This window comes from Pseudomonas sp. 2,4-D, assembly GCF_030418155.1.
Classification (GTDB): domain Bacteria; phylum Pseudomonadota; class Gammaproteobacteria; order Pseudomonadales; family Pseudomonadaceae; genus Aquipseudomonas; species Aquipseudomonas alloputida.
Genome location: NZ_JAUHUI010000001.1, coordinates 39,333 through 54,220, shown reverse-complemented (window position 1 = coordinate 54,220; position 14,888 = coordinate 39,333). Strand labels below are relative to the sequence as shown.

Annotated in this window: 14 protein-coding genes; 6 read left to right on the top strand and 8 right to left on the bottom strand. The window is 58.6% G+C overall.

Annotated features, from left to right (window positions below; all coding sequences use genetic code 11):
- Positions 1-54: 54 nt before the first annotated feature.
- Positions 55-378 (top strand): hypothetical protein, encoded by a 324-nt coding sequence (locus tag QYE47_RS00280; RefSeq protein ID WP_010951457.1) that lies wholly within the window; start codon positions 55-57, stop codon positions 376-378.
- Between the two features lie 101 nt (positions 379-479).
- Here the strand turns inward: QYE47_RS00280 and QYE47_RS00275 are convergent, their stop codons facing one another.
- The 5 genes from QYE47_RS00275 to QYE47_RS00255 all read right to left on the bottom strand — a co-directional run bounded on the left by QYE47_RS00275 (position 480) and on the right by QYE47_RS00255 (position 5,646).
- Complete coding sequence (locus tag QYE47_RS00275; RefSeq protein WP_012269855.1) at positions 480-1,007, bottom strand: hypothetical protein; 528 nt, start codon at positions 1,005-1,007, stop codon at positions 480-482.
- Between the two features lie 189 nt (positions 1,008-1,196).
- Complete coding sequence (locus QYE47_RS00270; RefSeq protein ID WP_223296393.1) at positions 1,197-2,594, bottom strand: hypothetical protein; 1,398 nt, start codon at positions 2,592-2,594, stop codon at positions 1,197-1,199.
- A gap of 81 nt (positions 2,595-2,675) precedes the next feature.
- Entirely contained in the window at positions 2,676-3,077 is a 402-nt protein-coding gene (locus tag QYE47_RS00265) for a hypothetical protein (protein WP_012269857.1), read from the bottom strand.
- Positions 3,078-3,815: 738 nt separating this feature from the next.
- On the bottom strand, positions 3,816-4,223 hold the full coding sequence (locus QYE47_RS00260; RefSeq protein ID WP_019438064.1) for an RcnB family protein: 408 nt from the start codon (positions 4,221-4,223) through the stop codon (positions 3,816-3,818).
- Between the two features lie 130 nt (positions 4,224-4,353).
- Positions 4,354-5,646, bottom strand: coding sequence for a sigma-54-dependent Fis family transcriptional regulator (locus QYE47_RS00255; protein WP_014589203.1), 1,293 nt, complete (start codon positions 5,644-5,646; stop codon positions 4,354-4,356).
- Between the two features lie 222 nt (positions 5,647-5,868).
- Between QYE47_RS00255 and QYE47_RS00250 the strand changes: the two genes are divergently transcribed.
- The 3 genes from QYE47_RS00250 to QYE47_RS00240 are packed head-to-tail and all read left to right on the top strand — an operon-like array spanning position 5,869 to position 8,877.
- Positions 5,869-6,753 (top strand): MBL fold metallo-hydrolase, encoded by an 885-nt coding sequence (locus tag QYE47_RS00250; RefSeq protein ID WP_019438063.1) that lies wholly within the window; start codon positions 5,869-5,871, stop codon positions 6,751-6,753.
- Positions 6,754-6,793: 40 nt separating this feature from the next.
- Positions 6,794-8,062, top strand: coding sequence for an FAD/NAD(P)-binding oxidoreductase (locus QYE47_RS00245; protein ID WP_014589205.1), 1,269 nt, complete (start codon positions 6,794-6,796; stop codon positions 8,060-8,062).
- Positions 8,059-8,877 (top strand): sulfite exporter TauE/SafE family protein, encoded by an 819-nt coding sequence (locus QYE47_RS00240; RefSeq protein ID WP_014589206.1) that lies wholly within the window; start codon positions 8,059-8,061, stop codon positions 8,875-8,877. The genes QYE47_RS00245 and QYE47_RS00240 overlap by 4 nt, the downstream gene beginning before the upstream one ends.
- On the opposite strand, the gene QYE47_RS00235 is transcribed toward QYE47_RS00240, so the two are convergent.
- Positions 8,866-9,753, bottom strand: a complete 888-nt coding sequence (locus tag QYE47_RS00235; protein ID WP_014589207.1) for a LysR family transcriptional regulator — start codon at positions 9,751-9,753, stop codon at positions 8,866-8,868. The genes QYE47_RS00240 and QYE47_RS00235 overlap by 12 nt on opposite strands.
- Positions 9,754-9,987: 234 nt before the next feature.
- On the opposite strand from QYE47_RS00235, the gene QYE47_RS00230 reads away from it, so the two are divergent.
- Together QYE47_RS00230 and QYE47_RS00225 are read left to right on the top strand one after the other, a co-directional pair.
- Positions 9,988-11,634 (top strand): GMC family oxidoreductase, encoded by a 1,647-nt coding sequence (locus QYE47_RS00230; RefSeq protein ID WP_070383322.1) that lies wholly within the window; start codon positions 9,988-9,990, stop codon positions 11,632-11,634.
- A 97-nt stretch (positions 11,635-11,731) separates the two neighbouring features.
- Complete coding sequence (locus QYE47_RS00225; RefSeq protein WP_014589209.1) at positions 11,732-13,351, top strand: MFS transporter; 1,620 nt, start codon at positions 11,732-11,734, stop codon at positions 13,349-13,351.
- 174 nt (positions 13,352-13,525) lie between these two features.
- Here QYE47_RS00225 and QYE47_RS00220 read toward each other — a convergent pair whose 3' ends face one another.
- Positions 13,526-14,311: a 1-acyl-sn-glycerol-3-phosphate acyltransferase gene (locus QYE47_RS00220; protein ID WP_019438060.1), complete on the bottom strand. Its 786-nt coding sequence runs from the start codon at positions 14,309-14,311 to the stop codon at positions 13,526-13,528.
- A gap of 46 nt (positions 14,312-14,357) precedes the next feature.
- Positions 14,358-14,885: a D-glycero-beta-D-manno-heptose 1,7-bisphosphate 7-phosphatase gene (gene gmhB / locus QYE47_RS00215; protein ID WP_003253129.1), complete on the bottom strand. Its 528-nt coding sequence runs from the start codon at positions 14,883-14,885 to the stop codon at positions 14,358-14,360.
- Positions 14,886-14,888 lie beyond the last annotated feature (3 nt).

The following is a 14,888-nucleotide window of genomic DNA, read 5'->3' as shown; positions in this document are numbered from 1 at the left end:
CTGTTTACGATCCGCGGCGCTGATTCCTCACTCAACAAATGAGGTAGGCTGTACATGAGGTATAGCATTGATTATCAGCAGGTTTCGCAAGGACAATCCGATGCCAGCATTGATGCCTGTCCAGCTGACATTGTCTTCAACAGCGACCATGGCCTAGCTCTTATCCCGTGCGTTGGCGATGTTATCAACCTCCCCTCTACGGCGGTCAAAGAAGGGGTTTGCGGCATCGTTAGATCAAGGATTTTCAATTATCTCAGAGGTCCTGAAGAGCTGTACTGTCACGTCAATATTCTCGTTGAGGAGGCGGACATCAATTTCGAAAGTCTCATCTCGGAATACATGCGCAATCAGTCACGTGCTCGCTCGCCTTCTTCATAAAGTCGAAGGCGGGCCAGTCCATTAATGGTTGTGTATGGGTGAGGGTTCAGCAGAGCGAGCGCCTACTGAGCACCAGAGATGAATAGTCACAGCCTAGTGGTTTAACGCGGTACTGCTGGTGTACGCAGGGCCGGACTCATTGTTTTTTGAATGGCGCATTGCAGCACATAGAAATATAAAACCCCGGAAGCAAATACGATTGCGGACAGATAAGCAAACTCAGAGTCTAAAACCCCGGAAACCATATACAATTTAATCGTGATAGAACCCATAATAATTCCGGTACAGTACATGACGCCTGTGAACTGATTGCCCAAAAAACTCAGTATGCCGCTGAAGGCATTGTTCGCACTCAACAGCATTGCTTTCAGTATCGTCCAGCCGAGAACTGGCAGAAAAGCCTTGATCATGAAGGCGAATAACATCGACGATGCAAACAGTTTTATCGGGGTTTCTGCCCACGGCTTGATGGTGCCGTCTACTTCAACGCCGGTATACAAGATGATATTCAGAATAATCGCCATAAGGGTGCATATGCCGAGGCGTATCATTTCCCGCTTAAGCGGGGCCATCATTATCACTGCGTGAATCTTGTTTCCAAAGTATCGTTTTAGTCCTTGGATCGACATTTTTCTTCCTATGCTCTCGGGTATGACGCTGTTGTAGCGTTGTATGACGGTCATGCTTTTACCCGAAGAGAGGTGACGCTTCAACGGTCCTGAATTGCGCAGGGGATCTCATGTCCTTCCCCTGGCTGGGTAGCTTGCTGAGAAATTCTCATCTACCTGCGTGGCAACGATGCGGCCACCCCGCCGCCGTCAGAGCTCTGGAGGACTGGCTGCTGTCAGCAACTCATCGAGTGACGGAACCTTAGCGTTTGCACTGAGGACGAGTGTTCTGGATCGGAGTATGGATACATCAAAGAAAGATTCGCACTCGACTCTTCCGTTTACTTCTCTCCAGTGGGTGACTTCTGGTATCAACTCATTAGGCACCGGGTATAGTGCCATAGGGTTATGGAATACCTCCACTTCAGCAGACCACGGCTCGTAGCCATATTGCGGCCAGAGCTGACCGTAGTCGCTGGACGCTACATCCAACAGAAATGGGATACCTCGTGATGCTCCCGGAGAACGGTCGAAAAACTCACCAAACCGCAAGTATCGGTACCCGTCTAGATGAGCTCCACCTGAGATCGGCACTCGGCTGAGCTTTGGCACTGTGCAGGCATTGGTGAAAATGACCGCTGAAAGATGGGCATTTTCCATTAGCGTAAATAGGCCGTTGGGGCGCCCTGATAGCAGAGATGTCTCTTCCTCCACAGTTATCAGGTGCGTACCACGATGCGCAGATGAGTGAACTGCAAAGCCATAGAGATAGCTGATGAGCGACTCCCTGCTCCACAGCATTGAACTGGGCGCATGGAAATCGGCTAAGGCCAGAATGAGCGGCTTACCCTCCACGTGCGGTAGGGATTCGTAACGCTTGTCCAATTTGTTTTGGATGGTCCTCGCAAACCTTTCTGCAGCCGCTCCTAAGAAACGCTCATGTCGGTCAGCGGGTGGGGGGACCGGCGAGGCGCCAAAATGCTCATACCGCTCTTCCGGGTTGGCTGTCACTGCTTCAACCCAGGCCTCATCTCCCAGCCTATTCTCGATGTGAAAATCGGGTGATTCTTTAGGCTGGGTGACCAAGAGTCCCTGTTCACGAAAAATCGCTAATAGGTGGGCTTCCCAGAGGCGGGTGTGAAAATTCTCAGTCTGGCAATCGGGAACCCAATTTCTGTCTGGGGATGGCAGTGCGAGATACAGTTGATTCAGCGCCCACGCCCCAATACGGCGGCTTGGATCAAATAGTGATTTGAACACCACGCTTGGTGTGCGCTTACCCATTCTGCTTAGAGGAGCACGTCGTCGTTCACCTGAAGGGAGTGGAAGCGGATGGGCTTGGGTATAGAGAAAATGGCTGATTGAGGCGCGGGCTTCGGACTCGCCAGTGGTGCACTCACCATGGCTGAGGAGCACCCACACGCTATCGACACGACGCCGCAAGGTGACAATTCCGAAGCTGCCGGAATTGATATTTCGGGTTAGAGCGGCACAAGAAATTCCGTCCTCACTAAGCCATGCCCCTACTGGCGGGCTGTCCCCAAACCCCAACCCTCGTGGAAGCGACAAAGCGATTAGATCGAACATCGGCGCAGCAATTTCTTTCATTCGCTGATCTCGGCAGCCGTCAAAATGCATTCCATCAATGCCTCGGAGCGTGCCCGCCGGCGATGGCATCGGTGGAGGTACCTATTGAAGAAGGGGGCCTTGTTCCACCAGGACATCTCGGTTGGTGAAGATGGTCTCAATGGTTGCAGCCTCGGCAGCCACATGAGTCTTTCGCGTGATCTCTTCAAGGGCCAGTTCGAGCCGGTAGTCTTGGAAATACTCGTACAGCTTTTCAGAGCTCTCGGATATCTCCTCCCCACCATTCTTCGCGAACAAGATGTGGATGATCGCTGCGAGTGGGAGAGAGATGTCGAGATCCTTCTCTTCTGCATCTGAATCCGAGTTCAAACCGTCGAAATACCTCTCCAGATGACTCTGGAGCTCCTCAAGCCAGAACTGAGATAGGTTGCTTGGAAGGGAGCTTTCAGGCCCGGTCAGAAGGACTTCATCTCTGAATAGAGCCAGCAGATTGGGGTTTGCCATGGAGGACCTCACGATTAGATTTGAGAGCAACTGGTCAGCATAGTCCACCTCAAGATGACCACCTCCTTGACGCCCATCCTGGTGCTCCTGAGCATCAGACGAGTGAATCGCCCCGAAACCTGTAGATACAAAATGACCGCTTCTCGCCGTTAGCTGCCTTTCTTGAAGGACAGCTTTGGGTCGATAGCGGCCTTCGTGGAGGTTGGTGTCTACGGGGTCGGTTTAGTCAATCTGAATCTCCGGTTTCACCTCCGTGAGGCCGGCCATCGTCATGCATCAGATCTTGATTGACACGCGTGCCGCTTTGGATAGCCTTGCAATTGAGGGCTGCAACTGCGCATTTGTCGGGCCTGGGTACCAGCATGAGCCCCCCGCAATTTTGGCAGCAGAGGAAGCTGGTTCCTCTGAAGTAGTGACGGCGGGCATTGCCAGTCGGATTCTGAACCCAAGGTCGCCAGACTAGGAGCTAAAGGATCGCTGCGACTACTCCTCATCCCTTACCGAAAAGTCACGCGTCGGTCGTAAACGGCCCTTTCCAGGCCAATCAACTTTTGTGATTGGTGAGTAGGGATTTCTCGGCTTTTCTGTGAAAAGCACCCCTTCATTTCACAAAAAAAATGGCGAAGATTCCAATTTCACGGGGTCTGGCCTATCACCTATTTTGTGAACCTACATCAGGTGTAATTCGCCACACACTAAGAAGCCCGCTGATGCGGGCTTTTTAGTGCCTGCAATCAATCAGTAGCCGGCCAGAATGTTCACGATCACACCGCTGGCAATGGCCACCAGCACATAGTCGCCATTCACATACAGCCAACGATGATCACGAGGTGGCGCATACAGGTGGCGCGCTTGCCAGTCAGTTACCCAGTAACGATCACCACGGTAATGTGGATCAACGGCATGACCACGCTGCCACTGCTTATGAGGTATCGGCATGCCTTGTTGTGGGCGGAAGTTTGGATCACGGTAAGCAGGTCCGCGGCCATTGTCATGTCGGCCCTGGTGCTGTGGTTGACCATGTGGCGGGTTGCCTTGGTGCGATGGGCCGCCATCATGCCGATCAGGCGGGCCCGGTTGCGCGAAGCTTGCCAGCGGTGTGCTGAGCATGAGCGCGGCGCAGATCACGGTTAGGGCTTTCTTCATTTGATGCGGTCCTCTGCCTGTTAATCGCCTGGCAAGTATTGATTGCCAGTTTCGGTTAACTGATCAGACCACGATTTTTCCCTTTCAATGTCAGGGCGCAGGTAAAGGTCCGGTAAAGTCTGGCGTTCTTTCAGTTCAGCCCGAGCGCTTTCAAGCGGCGATACAGCGTGCGTTCACTCATGCCAAGATGACTGGCCAGTTCACTGCGCGAGCCTTTGAACAGCTCCAGCGCCTGCGCCAGCTCACCCAAGTCATTGCGACGGCCGCTTCCTTTAGGCGCGCCAGTCAGCCCAGTGTCTTCCGGTAAATGCTCCGGCCTGATCACACCGTCATCGGCAAACAAACGCGCGCGTTCCAGAATGTTGCGCAGCTCGCGGATATTGCCCGGAAACGGATGCAATGCAAGTTGCTGCAAGGCGTCTTCACTCAGCCTGGGCGTCGGCTGGCCCACCATGCGCTGCAGCAGGCTTTGTGCGAGCAGCGGCAGATCCTCCACCCGTTCGCGCAATGCAGGCAGACGAATCGGGAAGCCACTGATGCGGTAATACAGGTCTTCACGGAAGGAGCCATCCGCGACCATTTGTTTAAGTGGTTTATGGGTGGCCGATATCAGGCGGAAATCCGAATGCACAGTGCGCAGGCTGCCCACAGGACGGAAACTGCCGGACTCTATCAGGCGCAGCAGCTTCACCTGCATCGCCAGCGGCACTTCACCGATTTCGTCGAGGAACAGGGTGCCGCCATGGGCTGCCTCGGCCAAGCCGATCTTGCGCTGATTCGCCCCGGTGAACGCACCCTTCTCATAGCCGAACAGTTCACTCTCGAACAACGACTCGGTCAGACCGGTGCAGTCCACCACCACCAGTGGGCCGTTGGCCCTGGGGCTGCCCATGTGCACTGCACGGGCGAACAGCTCCTTGCCGGTCCCCGACTCCCCCTGCAACAACACCGGGATCTGCGCCGGTGCCGCACGCTGCAGGCTGGCCAGCGCGGCCTTGAAGGTTGGCGCGCGGCCGACCAACCCTTGCTCCTGAGGCTGCGCCGAGGCGAGGGTGATGGTGGTGAGGCGTTCGACAAAGGCCACTACCTTGCCCTGTTCATCCAGGATCGGCCGCAACTCGACATCCACATGCTCCGGGCCGCGTGGTGTGTGATGAATGTGCAATACCCGTTCCGGTACCTTGCTGTCCCACGCCTTGCGCATCGGGCAATGTTCGCCAGCCTGGTCGCACGGCACAGCGTAGTGATGCGAAACCCTGTGGCACTTCTCGCCCAGTGGGGCCTGATCATGCCGCCCAAACTGACGGCGATAGGCCGCATTGGCGGCGAGGATGTTGTAGTCGGTGTCCAACACGATGGTCGGGAGGGCATCGTGCTCGAGGTAGGAAACCAGAGCTAGGATGAGGGGATGGGCTTCAGGCATGAGGGCACCGTATGGATGACCGACGCAGGGTAACAAGGACTGCCAAACACTGCCATTGGCTGTCAGTCGACTGCCATCTGGGCTGCCAGTTTTGACGGCAGCAGTCTGCAACTGGCCGGTTTTACTGGCCAGTGAGTGTCAAAAAGCCTGGCATGCATCTTGATAAAGCTCCTGTCACTGCCTACGCCTGTACAAGGCGGTGCGGATAAATTGGAGAACGTGATGATCATCGGCAACAACCTTCACGTGGACGCCTTCTACGACGAGGCGACCTCGACCATCAGCTACCTGGTCATGGACCGTGAAACCCGACAATGCGCATTGATCGACAGCGTGCTGGATTACGACTCCAAGTCCGGGCGCACCTGCAGCGCTTCGGCTGATCGCCTGATCGAGCGTGTGAACGAGCTGAATGCCAGTGTGCGCTGGGTGCTGGAAACCCATGTACACGCCGACCACCTTTCAGCCGCTGCCTACCTGAAGGAAAAGCTGGGCGGCCATACCGCAATTGGCGCGCACATTACCCAGGTGCAGAAAGTGTTTGGCGCCTTGTTCAACGCTGAGCCCGGCTTCGCCCGTGATGGCAGCCAGTTCGATGTGCTGCTCGAAGACGAGGAAGGTTTCCGTATTGGCAACCTGCAGGCCCGTGCGTTGCACACGCCTGGGCACACACCCGCGTGCATGAGTTTCATGATCGAAGATGCTGGCGAGATCGCGGTGTTCGTTGGAGACACCTTGTTCATGCCCGACTATGGCACCGCCCGCTGCGACTTCCCCGGGGCCGATGCCCGCACCTTGTATCGCTCAATCCGTCGCCTGCTGGCTTTCCCCGATCAGACGCGGTTGTTCATGTGCCACGACTACCTGCCAGGTGGCCGCGACATGCAGTACGTCACAACTGTCGCCGAGCAGCGCGCCCACAACATTCACATCCACCAGGGTATCGATGAGGACAGCTTCGTTGCCATGCGCGAAGCCCGCGACAAGACGCTCGAAATGCCTGTGCTGATCCTGCCTTCGGTGCAGGTGAACATGCGTAGCGGCCAGCTACCCCCTCCGGAGGCGAACGGCGTGAGCTATCTGAAGATCCCGCTGAACAAGCTGTAACCGCCCTGCCCCCATAATCAGATTTCCAGGATTTGCCGCCATGCCTGCCTTGTTGTCCCCTGCCAATACCGACCACCACAAGGTGGTCATCGTCGGTGCCGGTGCCGCCGGGATCGCCACTGCTTCCAGCCTGACCAGCCGCGACCCATCGTTGGACGTCGCCTTGATCGACCCTGCCGAAGTGCACTACTACCAACCCGGCTGGACCATGGTCGGTGCCGGTGTGTTCAAGGCACCAAGCACTGCCCGCACCATGGCGTCGACCATTCCTCGCGGTGTGCGCTGGGTCAAGGCGCGGGTAAAGGGATTCGACCCATTGGCCCAGTTGGTCATCCTCGATGATGGTCGCGCCATCAGCTATGAACAGCTGATCGTCTGCCCCGGCCTCAAGCTGGACTGGGCGGCCATCGATGGGCTCAGCGAGACCCTCGGCCGCAACGGTGTCACCTCCAACTATCGCTACGACTTGGCGCCCTATACCTGGGAACTGGTGCAAAAGCTCAAGCAAGGACGCGCGTTGTTCAGCCAGCCGCCCATGCCGATCAAGTGCGCCGGTGCACCACAGAAGGCGCTGTATCTGTCTTGCGACCACTGGCTGCGCCATGGCCATTTGGGGGCGGTGAAAGCCAGCTTCTATAATGCGGGTGCCGTACTGTTCGGTGTCGCGGATTACGTGCCCGCGCTGATGAAGTACATCGAGAAATACGCCGTCGACCTCAACTTCTCCCACAGGTTGGTTGCCGTAGACGGCCCGGGAAAGCGCGCTACATTCTTGCGTACCCTGCCCGATGGCAGCAGCGAAACGCGCATCGAGGCCTTCGACATGCTGCACGTGGTACCGCCACAGGTGGCGCCAGACTTCATTCGCGAAAGCCCCTTGGCTGATAGCTCCGGCTGGGTTGACGTCGATCCGCATACCCTGCGCCATCGCAAATACACTAATGTTCATGCCCTGGGTGACGTGGCTAACACCAGCAATGCCAAGACCGCCGCTGCGGCGCGCAAGCAGGCACCGGTGGTCGCCAACAATGTGCTGGTGGCGCTGGGCAGGCTGGCGACCCTGGCTCAGTACGACGGCTATGGCTCGTGCCCGCTTACCGTCGAGCGCGGCAAGATTGTCCTGGCCGAGTTCACCTATGGCGGCAAGCTGGCACCGAGCTTCCCTAACTGGTTACTGGATGGCCGCAAGCCGACACGCCTGGCCTGGTTGCTCAAGGCACAGGCGCTGCCACCGTTGTACTGGCAAGGCATGCTCAAGGGGCGCGAGTGGTTGGCACGCCCGCAGCTGGTAGCTGAGGGTGGGCAGTGATCGAGCATCAACTGTTAGGGGCGGGCCTGGGCGCAATCATCGGCGCGGTGCTGGCGCTGACCGGCGCAGGCGGTGGCATTCTCGCAGTACCGTTGCTGGTGTTCGGCCTGGGGCTATCGATGGTCGAAGCGGCACCGGTGGGCCTGTTGGCTGTAGGTTTGGCTGCAGCGGTTGGTGCGGTGCTGGGCTTGCGCCAAGGTCTGGTGCGTTATAGGGCTGCGCTGTTCATTGCGTTGGTTGGTGTGGCAGCAGCGCCGTTCGGGCTGATGCTGGCGCACCGCCTGCCGAATGCACCGTTGCAGGTGGTATTCGCCGGCGTGCTGGTTTATGCCTGCCTGCGCATCTGGCGCAAGGCGGCCAAAGAACTGCGTGGCGAAGCCAATGACGCTCATCGCTTTATCGAGCCGTGCGTGCTGAACCCGTTGCAGGGGCGTTTGCGCTGGACCCTGCCCTGCGCGCGCGCACTGGCATTCACGGGTGCCTTGTCCGGGTTGTTGTCCGGCTTGCTGGGCGTGGGTGGGGGGTTCGTTATCATCCCGGCCCTGAACCGCTACACCAACCTGCGCATGGCCAGTATCGTCTCCACCTCGCTGGCAGTGATTGCCCTGGTCTCTACCGGCAGTGTGGTCAGCGCCAGCCTTGCGGGCGTCATGCACTGGCAGGTTGGCGCCCCGTTTGCCGTCGGCGCGGTGCTCGGTCTGCTGCTGGCGCGGCCCTTGGCAGCCAGGTTGGCCGGGCCGCGTCTGCAGCAAATGTTTGCCGTGGCAGGTTGGGCCGCAGCCCTGTTGTTGGCCGGCAAGGCACTACTCGGCTAGCAACTCGCTTTGTTCGGCCGCGCATAACGCCAGCAGGTAGTCCCATACCACCCGCAGGCGCACAGACTTGTGCAGCTCGCGGCGGGTGCAGATCCAGTAGCTGCGCTGGATGGTTTCTCCCGGCAGCACACGCACCAGTGTCGGGTCGTGGCGGGCCATGTAGTTGGGCAGCACGGCGATGCCCAGCCCGGCGCGGGCGGCGGCTTGCTGGGCGATCACGCTGGTGCTGCGAAAGACCACGTTGGGTGCTCGGCAGAAACTGTTGAGAAACAGCAGTTCCTGGCTGAACAGCAAATCGTCAACGTAGCCGATCCAGCTGTGCCGGGCCAGGTCTTCTCGGTGACGCAATGGCGGCGCACGGTCCAGATAGTCCTGGCTGGCGTACAGCGCCAGGCGGTAGTCGGTGAGTTTGCGGGTGATCAGCAGATCGGCGTTGGGTCGCTCCAGATGGATGCTGATTTCTGCCTCGCGGTTGAGGATGCTGACGAAACGCGGGACCGCAACCAGTTCCACCTCCAGGCCGGGGTAGCGCTCGAACAACGCGTTCATGCGTGGGGTGAAGAACATGATGCCGATGCCTTCGGTTACCCCCAGGCGAATCTTGCCCAGCGGGGTGATGGCCTGGGTGATTTCCTCCTGTGCCAGCAGGGCGACGTTCTCCATGGCTTCGGCATGCTTGAGCAGGGCTTGGCCCGAGGGGGTCAGCTCGTACCCCTGGGCATGTTGCACGAACAGCGCGGTCCCCAGGCTCTGCTCGATGCTCTCGATATGCCGGGCCACGGTGCTGTGGGTAGTGTTCAGGCGCTTGGCGGCGGTCAGCAGGCGGCCGCTGCGCTGCAACTCGAGGAAAAAACGCAGATCATTCCAGTCGAACATGCTTGTCCCTTATGGCAGTTCGTTCCGGCCTCTTCACGGGCATGCCCCACAGGTGTGGTCAACACCCTGAAGTTAACGTGATCCCTGAGGTGCGGGCGAGCCCGCGAAGAGGTCGGTACAGGCTTGCCACTGTGCTAAAACGCACAGCGGCTGCGCGAAATCTCGTGTTTCATCCACGAAATTACTCACTAAGATGGATCGGGACAAGAATAAAAAACAGGCGCGAGGTTGCACATGCCATCAGCCGATTCTGTCTTCGACTACGTGGTCGTAGGGGCCGGTCCTGCCGGATGCCTGCTGGCCAATCGTTTGTCCGCCGACCCTTCCTGCCGCGTGCTGCTGCTGGAGGCGGGTGGCCGTGACAATTATCCCTGGATCCATATCCCCGTCGGTTACCTCTACTGCATCGGCAATCCGCGCACAGACTGGTGCTTCAAGACCGAGGCACAGCCTGGGCTCGGCGGTCGCGCTTTGGGTTATCCAAGGGGCAAGGTGCTAGGTGGCTGTTCGTCGATCAACGGCATGATCTACATGCGGGGCCAAGCCGCCGACTATGACCATTGGGCCGCGCAAGGCAACGACGGCTGGGCGTGGAAAGATGTGTTACCGCTGTTCAAGGCCAGCGAAAACCACTTTGCCGGCGCCAGCGAGTACCACGGCGCGGAGGGCGAATGGCGAGTCGAGCGCCAACGCTACAGCTGGCCGATCCTTGATGCTTTCCGTGATGCCGCCGAGCAGAGCGGTATTGGCAGGGTCGACGATTTCAACACCGGCGACAACCAGGGTTGTGGATATTTTCAGGTCAACCAGCGCAGTGGTGTGCGCTGGAACGCTTCCAAAGCTTTCCTGCGGCCGATCAAGGATCGCGCCAACCTCACTGTGCTGACCGGCGTGCAGGTTGACCAGGTACTGCTCGACAACACCCGCGCAAGGGCAGTGAAGGCGCTCTGGCAAGGGGCCTGGCATGAGTTTGCGGCGCGCCGCGAGATCATTCTCTGTGCTGGGGCAGTTGGTTCACCGGGCATCCTCCAGCGCTCCGGCATCGGCCCGCGTCAGTTGCTGGAAAGCTTGGGCATTGGTGTTCGCCACGATATGCCTGGCGTTGGTGGCAACTTGCAGGACCACCTGCAACTGCGCCTGATCTACCAGATCCGCAACACCCGTACCTTGAACCAGATGGCCAACAGCCTGTGGGGCAAGATGGGCATGGGCCTGCGTTACCTCTACGACCGTAGCGGGCCGCTGGCCATGGCGCCGAGCCAGTTAGGCGCGTTCGTGCGTTCAAGCCCCGAACAGGCCACCGCCAACCTTCAGTATCACGTGCAGCCGCTGTCACTGGAACGCTTCGGTGAGCCGTTGCATCAGTTCCCGGCCTTTACGGCCTCGGTGTGCAACCTGCGCCCGGCCAGCCGTGGGCGCATCGACATCTGCAGCACCGACATGAATAGCACGCCGCTGATCGACCCCAATTACCTCAGTGCTCCGCAGGACTTGCGGGTTGCTGCCGATGCCATTCGCCTCACCCGGCGCATCGTCCAGGCCCCTGCCCTCGCCGCTTTCGAGCCCAAGGAATATTTGCCGGGCCCGGCGCTGCAAAGCGAGGAAGAACTGTTCGAGGCCGCTGGCAAGATCGGCACCACCATCTTCCACCCGGTCGGTACCTGTCGCATGGGCAACGGTGCCATGGACGTTGTGGATAACCAGCTGCGCGTGCATGGCATCCCCGGACTTCGCGTGGCTGATGCTTCGATCATGCCGCAGATAACTTCCGGCAATACGTGTTCCCCCACCCTGATGATCGCCGAAAAGGCGGCGCAACTGATCCTCAAAGGAGCTGCTACCCAGACCTACCTGAACGAAGACGCGTTACCGACGCCCTGACCCGGGTGCGTGCAGTACCGGCGGCTTGCGGTCAGAAGTCGCCGACAGTGGAACAACAAGAATAATCACTGTGGCCTAAGGGCCGAGGACAGCAACGATGTCGGATTACATCCAAGAGCAGGGTGCGGCGGCCAGCAGCTCCAGCCGCCGTGAAGAACGCAAGATCATTTTCGCGTCATCCCTCGGGACGGTTTTCGAGTGGTATGACTTTTTTCTCTATGGTGCGCTGGCAGCGGTCATCAGCAAGCAGTTCTTCGCTGGCGTGAACGATACCACCGCTTTCATCTTCGCCCTGATGGCCTTTGCTGCGGGCTTTCTGGTGCGGCCGTTTGGCGCGCTGGTGTTCGGCCGCCTGGGTGACATGATCGGGCGCAAGTACACCTTCCTGGTCACCATCGTGTTGATGGGCCTGTCCACTTTCGCTGTGGGGTTGTTGCCCACCTACGCCAGCATCGGCATCGCCGCACCGATCATCCTGGTGATCCTGCGCATGCTTCAGGGGCTGGCGCTGGGCGGTGAGTATGGCGGTGCAGCCACTTACGTGGCCGAGCATGCGCCGCCCGGCAAGCGTGGCTTACACACTGGTTTCATCCAGTCCACCGCAACGCTGGGCCTGTTGTTGTCGCTCTTGGTGGTGCTGGGTAGCCGGTATGTCAGTGGCGACCAGTTCGAAACCTGGGGCTGGCGCTTGCCGTTCCTGCTGTCGATCGTGCTGCTGGCGATCTCCACCTGGATTCGCATGAGCATGCACGAGTCGCCGGCCTTTGTGAAAATGAAGGCTCAGGGCAAGGTCAGCAAGTCGCCCATCCGTGAGTCATTCACCTCCTGGCCAAACCTGAAAGTGGTGCTTACCGCCCTGTTCAGCATCAACGCGGGGCAGGCTGTGACCTTCTACACGGCGCAGTTCTACGTTCTGTTCTTCATGACCCAGATGCTGAAAATGGACTCGGCTCAGGCCAACACCCTGCTCATCATCAGCGTTGTGATTGGCGCGCCGTTCTTCGTGTTCTTCGGCTGGTTGTCCGACCGTATCGGCCGCAAGCCGATCCTGATGCTCGGCCTGTTGCTGGCCACGGTACTGTACTTCCCACTGTTCAAGGCGCTGAGCTACTACGCCAACCCGCAGATCGACGCTGCCAGCCGTCAGGCGCCGATTGTGGTCACCGCCGACCCGCAAGGCTGCACATTCCAGTTCGACCCAGTGGGCAAGGCTCGTTTTGACAGCCCGTGCGACAAGGTCAAGACCTTCCTGGTCAAGCAGGGCCTGCCGTACAGCTCGGTAAGCGTGGCCGGCAGTGAAGTGGTGGTGAACATCGGTGACAAGACCATCAACGGCTTTGACGAAACCGCCATGCGTGCTGCAATCGAGCAGGCTGGTTACCCGGCCAAGGCGGAGCCTGCGCAGGTCAACCAGGTAATGGTGGTGGTACTGATCGTGGCGATGATCCTGATCGCGACCATGACCTATGGTCCGTTGGCGGCGGTGATGGTCGAGCTGTTCCCGACCCGCATCCGCTACACCTCGATGTCGCTGCCCTACCACATTGGCAATGGCTGGTTTGGTGGTTTCCTGCCTACCGTATCGTTTGCGCTGGTGGTCTATACCGGGGATATCTTCTACGGGCTGTGGTACCCGGTGCTGGTGACCGGGATCAGTCTGGTGGTTGGGATCTTCTGTCTGAGAGAAACCAAGGATGTAGATATCGACAAAGTCTGATGTCCACATGCCATAAAAAAACCGGCTGTAAAAGCCGGTTTTTTTATACCTCAAAAAAACTTATGCACGATTTTCAGAAAAAATTCATACAAATAAATAACTAGAAAATTCATACACTTAGCTATCAATTCAAGCATTTAATCCAAAAACTGCACACAAGTTATCCACAGAAGGTCAAGCCATCTGCTCCTGAGGTTTTTCCGCAGCTGGCGGCAGCGATCCCATGGCCCGCTGGGTCGCTTCGTTCCAAGCTGCAGCGCGGTCGTTGAGTTCGGCGATGGCACGTGGCCCAGTGCCGTTGGCGTACATCGGCTCACCAATTACCACTTCGATTGTACCGGCGCGCTTGCCCCAACCCGTCTTGGGCCAGAACTTGCCAGCGTTGTGGGCAATCGGCAGCACCGGCAGCCCGGCATTCACGGCCAGGGCGGTACCGCCGCGGGAGAACTTGCCGAGGGTGCCGAACGGTACACGGGTGCCTTCTGGGAAAATCAGCACCCACGTCTTCTGCTTGAGCAGTTCGTCACCCTTGCTCGCCACCTGGCGCAACGCTTCCTTGGGGTTGTCGCGGTTGATCGCGATGGGCCGCAGCATGGCCATGGCCCAGCCGAAGAACGGTACATACAGCAGCTCGCGCTTGAGCACCTGGCTAAGCGGCGAGAAGTACTGGGACAGGAAGAAGGTTTCCCAGGTGCTCTGGTGATTGGACAAAATCACGCAAGGCTCAGCTGGCACGTTCTCGGCGCCAGTGATCTTGTAGTCGATGCCCAAGATGGTGCGCACCAGAAACAGCGCGCAGCGGCACCAGTACACATTGATGAACTTGTAGCGCTTGGGGAACGACAGGAACGGCGCGACGAAGAAGCTCAGCGAGCACCACAGCAGCGAACTGGTGCCCAGCAGCAGGTAAAAAAGAAAGATTCTGATCGCCTGCAGGATCGACATAGTGGCTTGTACCATTGCGGGGCATGCCCGCCTGAGAAAAATGCGCCAGAAGGCGCACTGTTTAAATTAGTTCTCTGGCGATAGCTGCCAGATCGTCGAAAATCAGTGTAGTTTCCGGGACGCCTTTTTCCAGGGTCCGCTCGCCCTTGCCGGTCTTCACCAGCACGGGTTGTGCACCGACGGCCAGGGCGGCCTCCAGGTCACCTTTGCTGTCGCCGACGAACCAGACGCCTTCAAGGCCGATCTGGTAATGCTCGGCGATCGCCCGCAGCATGCCGGGCTTGGGCTTGCGGCAATCGCACCCCTCGTCCGGCCCATGCGGGCAATACACGATGTGGCCCACCTCGCCGCCCTGCTCGGCCACCAGCGCGCGCAGGCGCGCGTGCATGGCCTCAAGGGTTGCCAGCGGGTAGTAGCCACGGGCAATGCCGGACTGGTTGGTGGCCACGGCCACCGTCCAGCCCGCCTTGCTCAACTGCGCGATCGCATCGACCGAACCTGGGATCGGCACCCATTCTTCCAGCGTCTTGATGTACGCATCGGAGTCGTAGTTGATCACCCCGTCACGGTCGAGAATCAGCAGTTTCAAGGC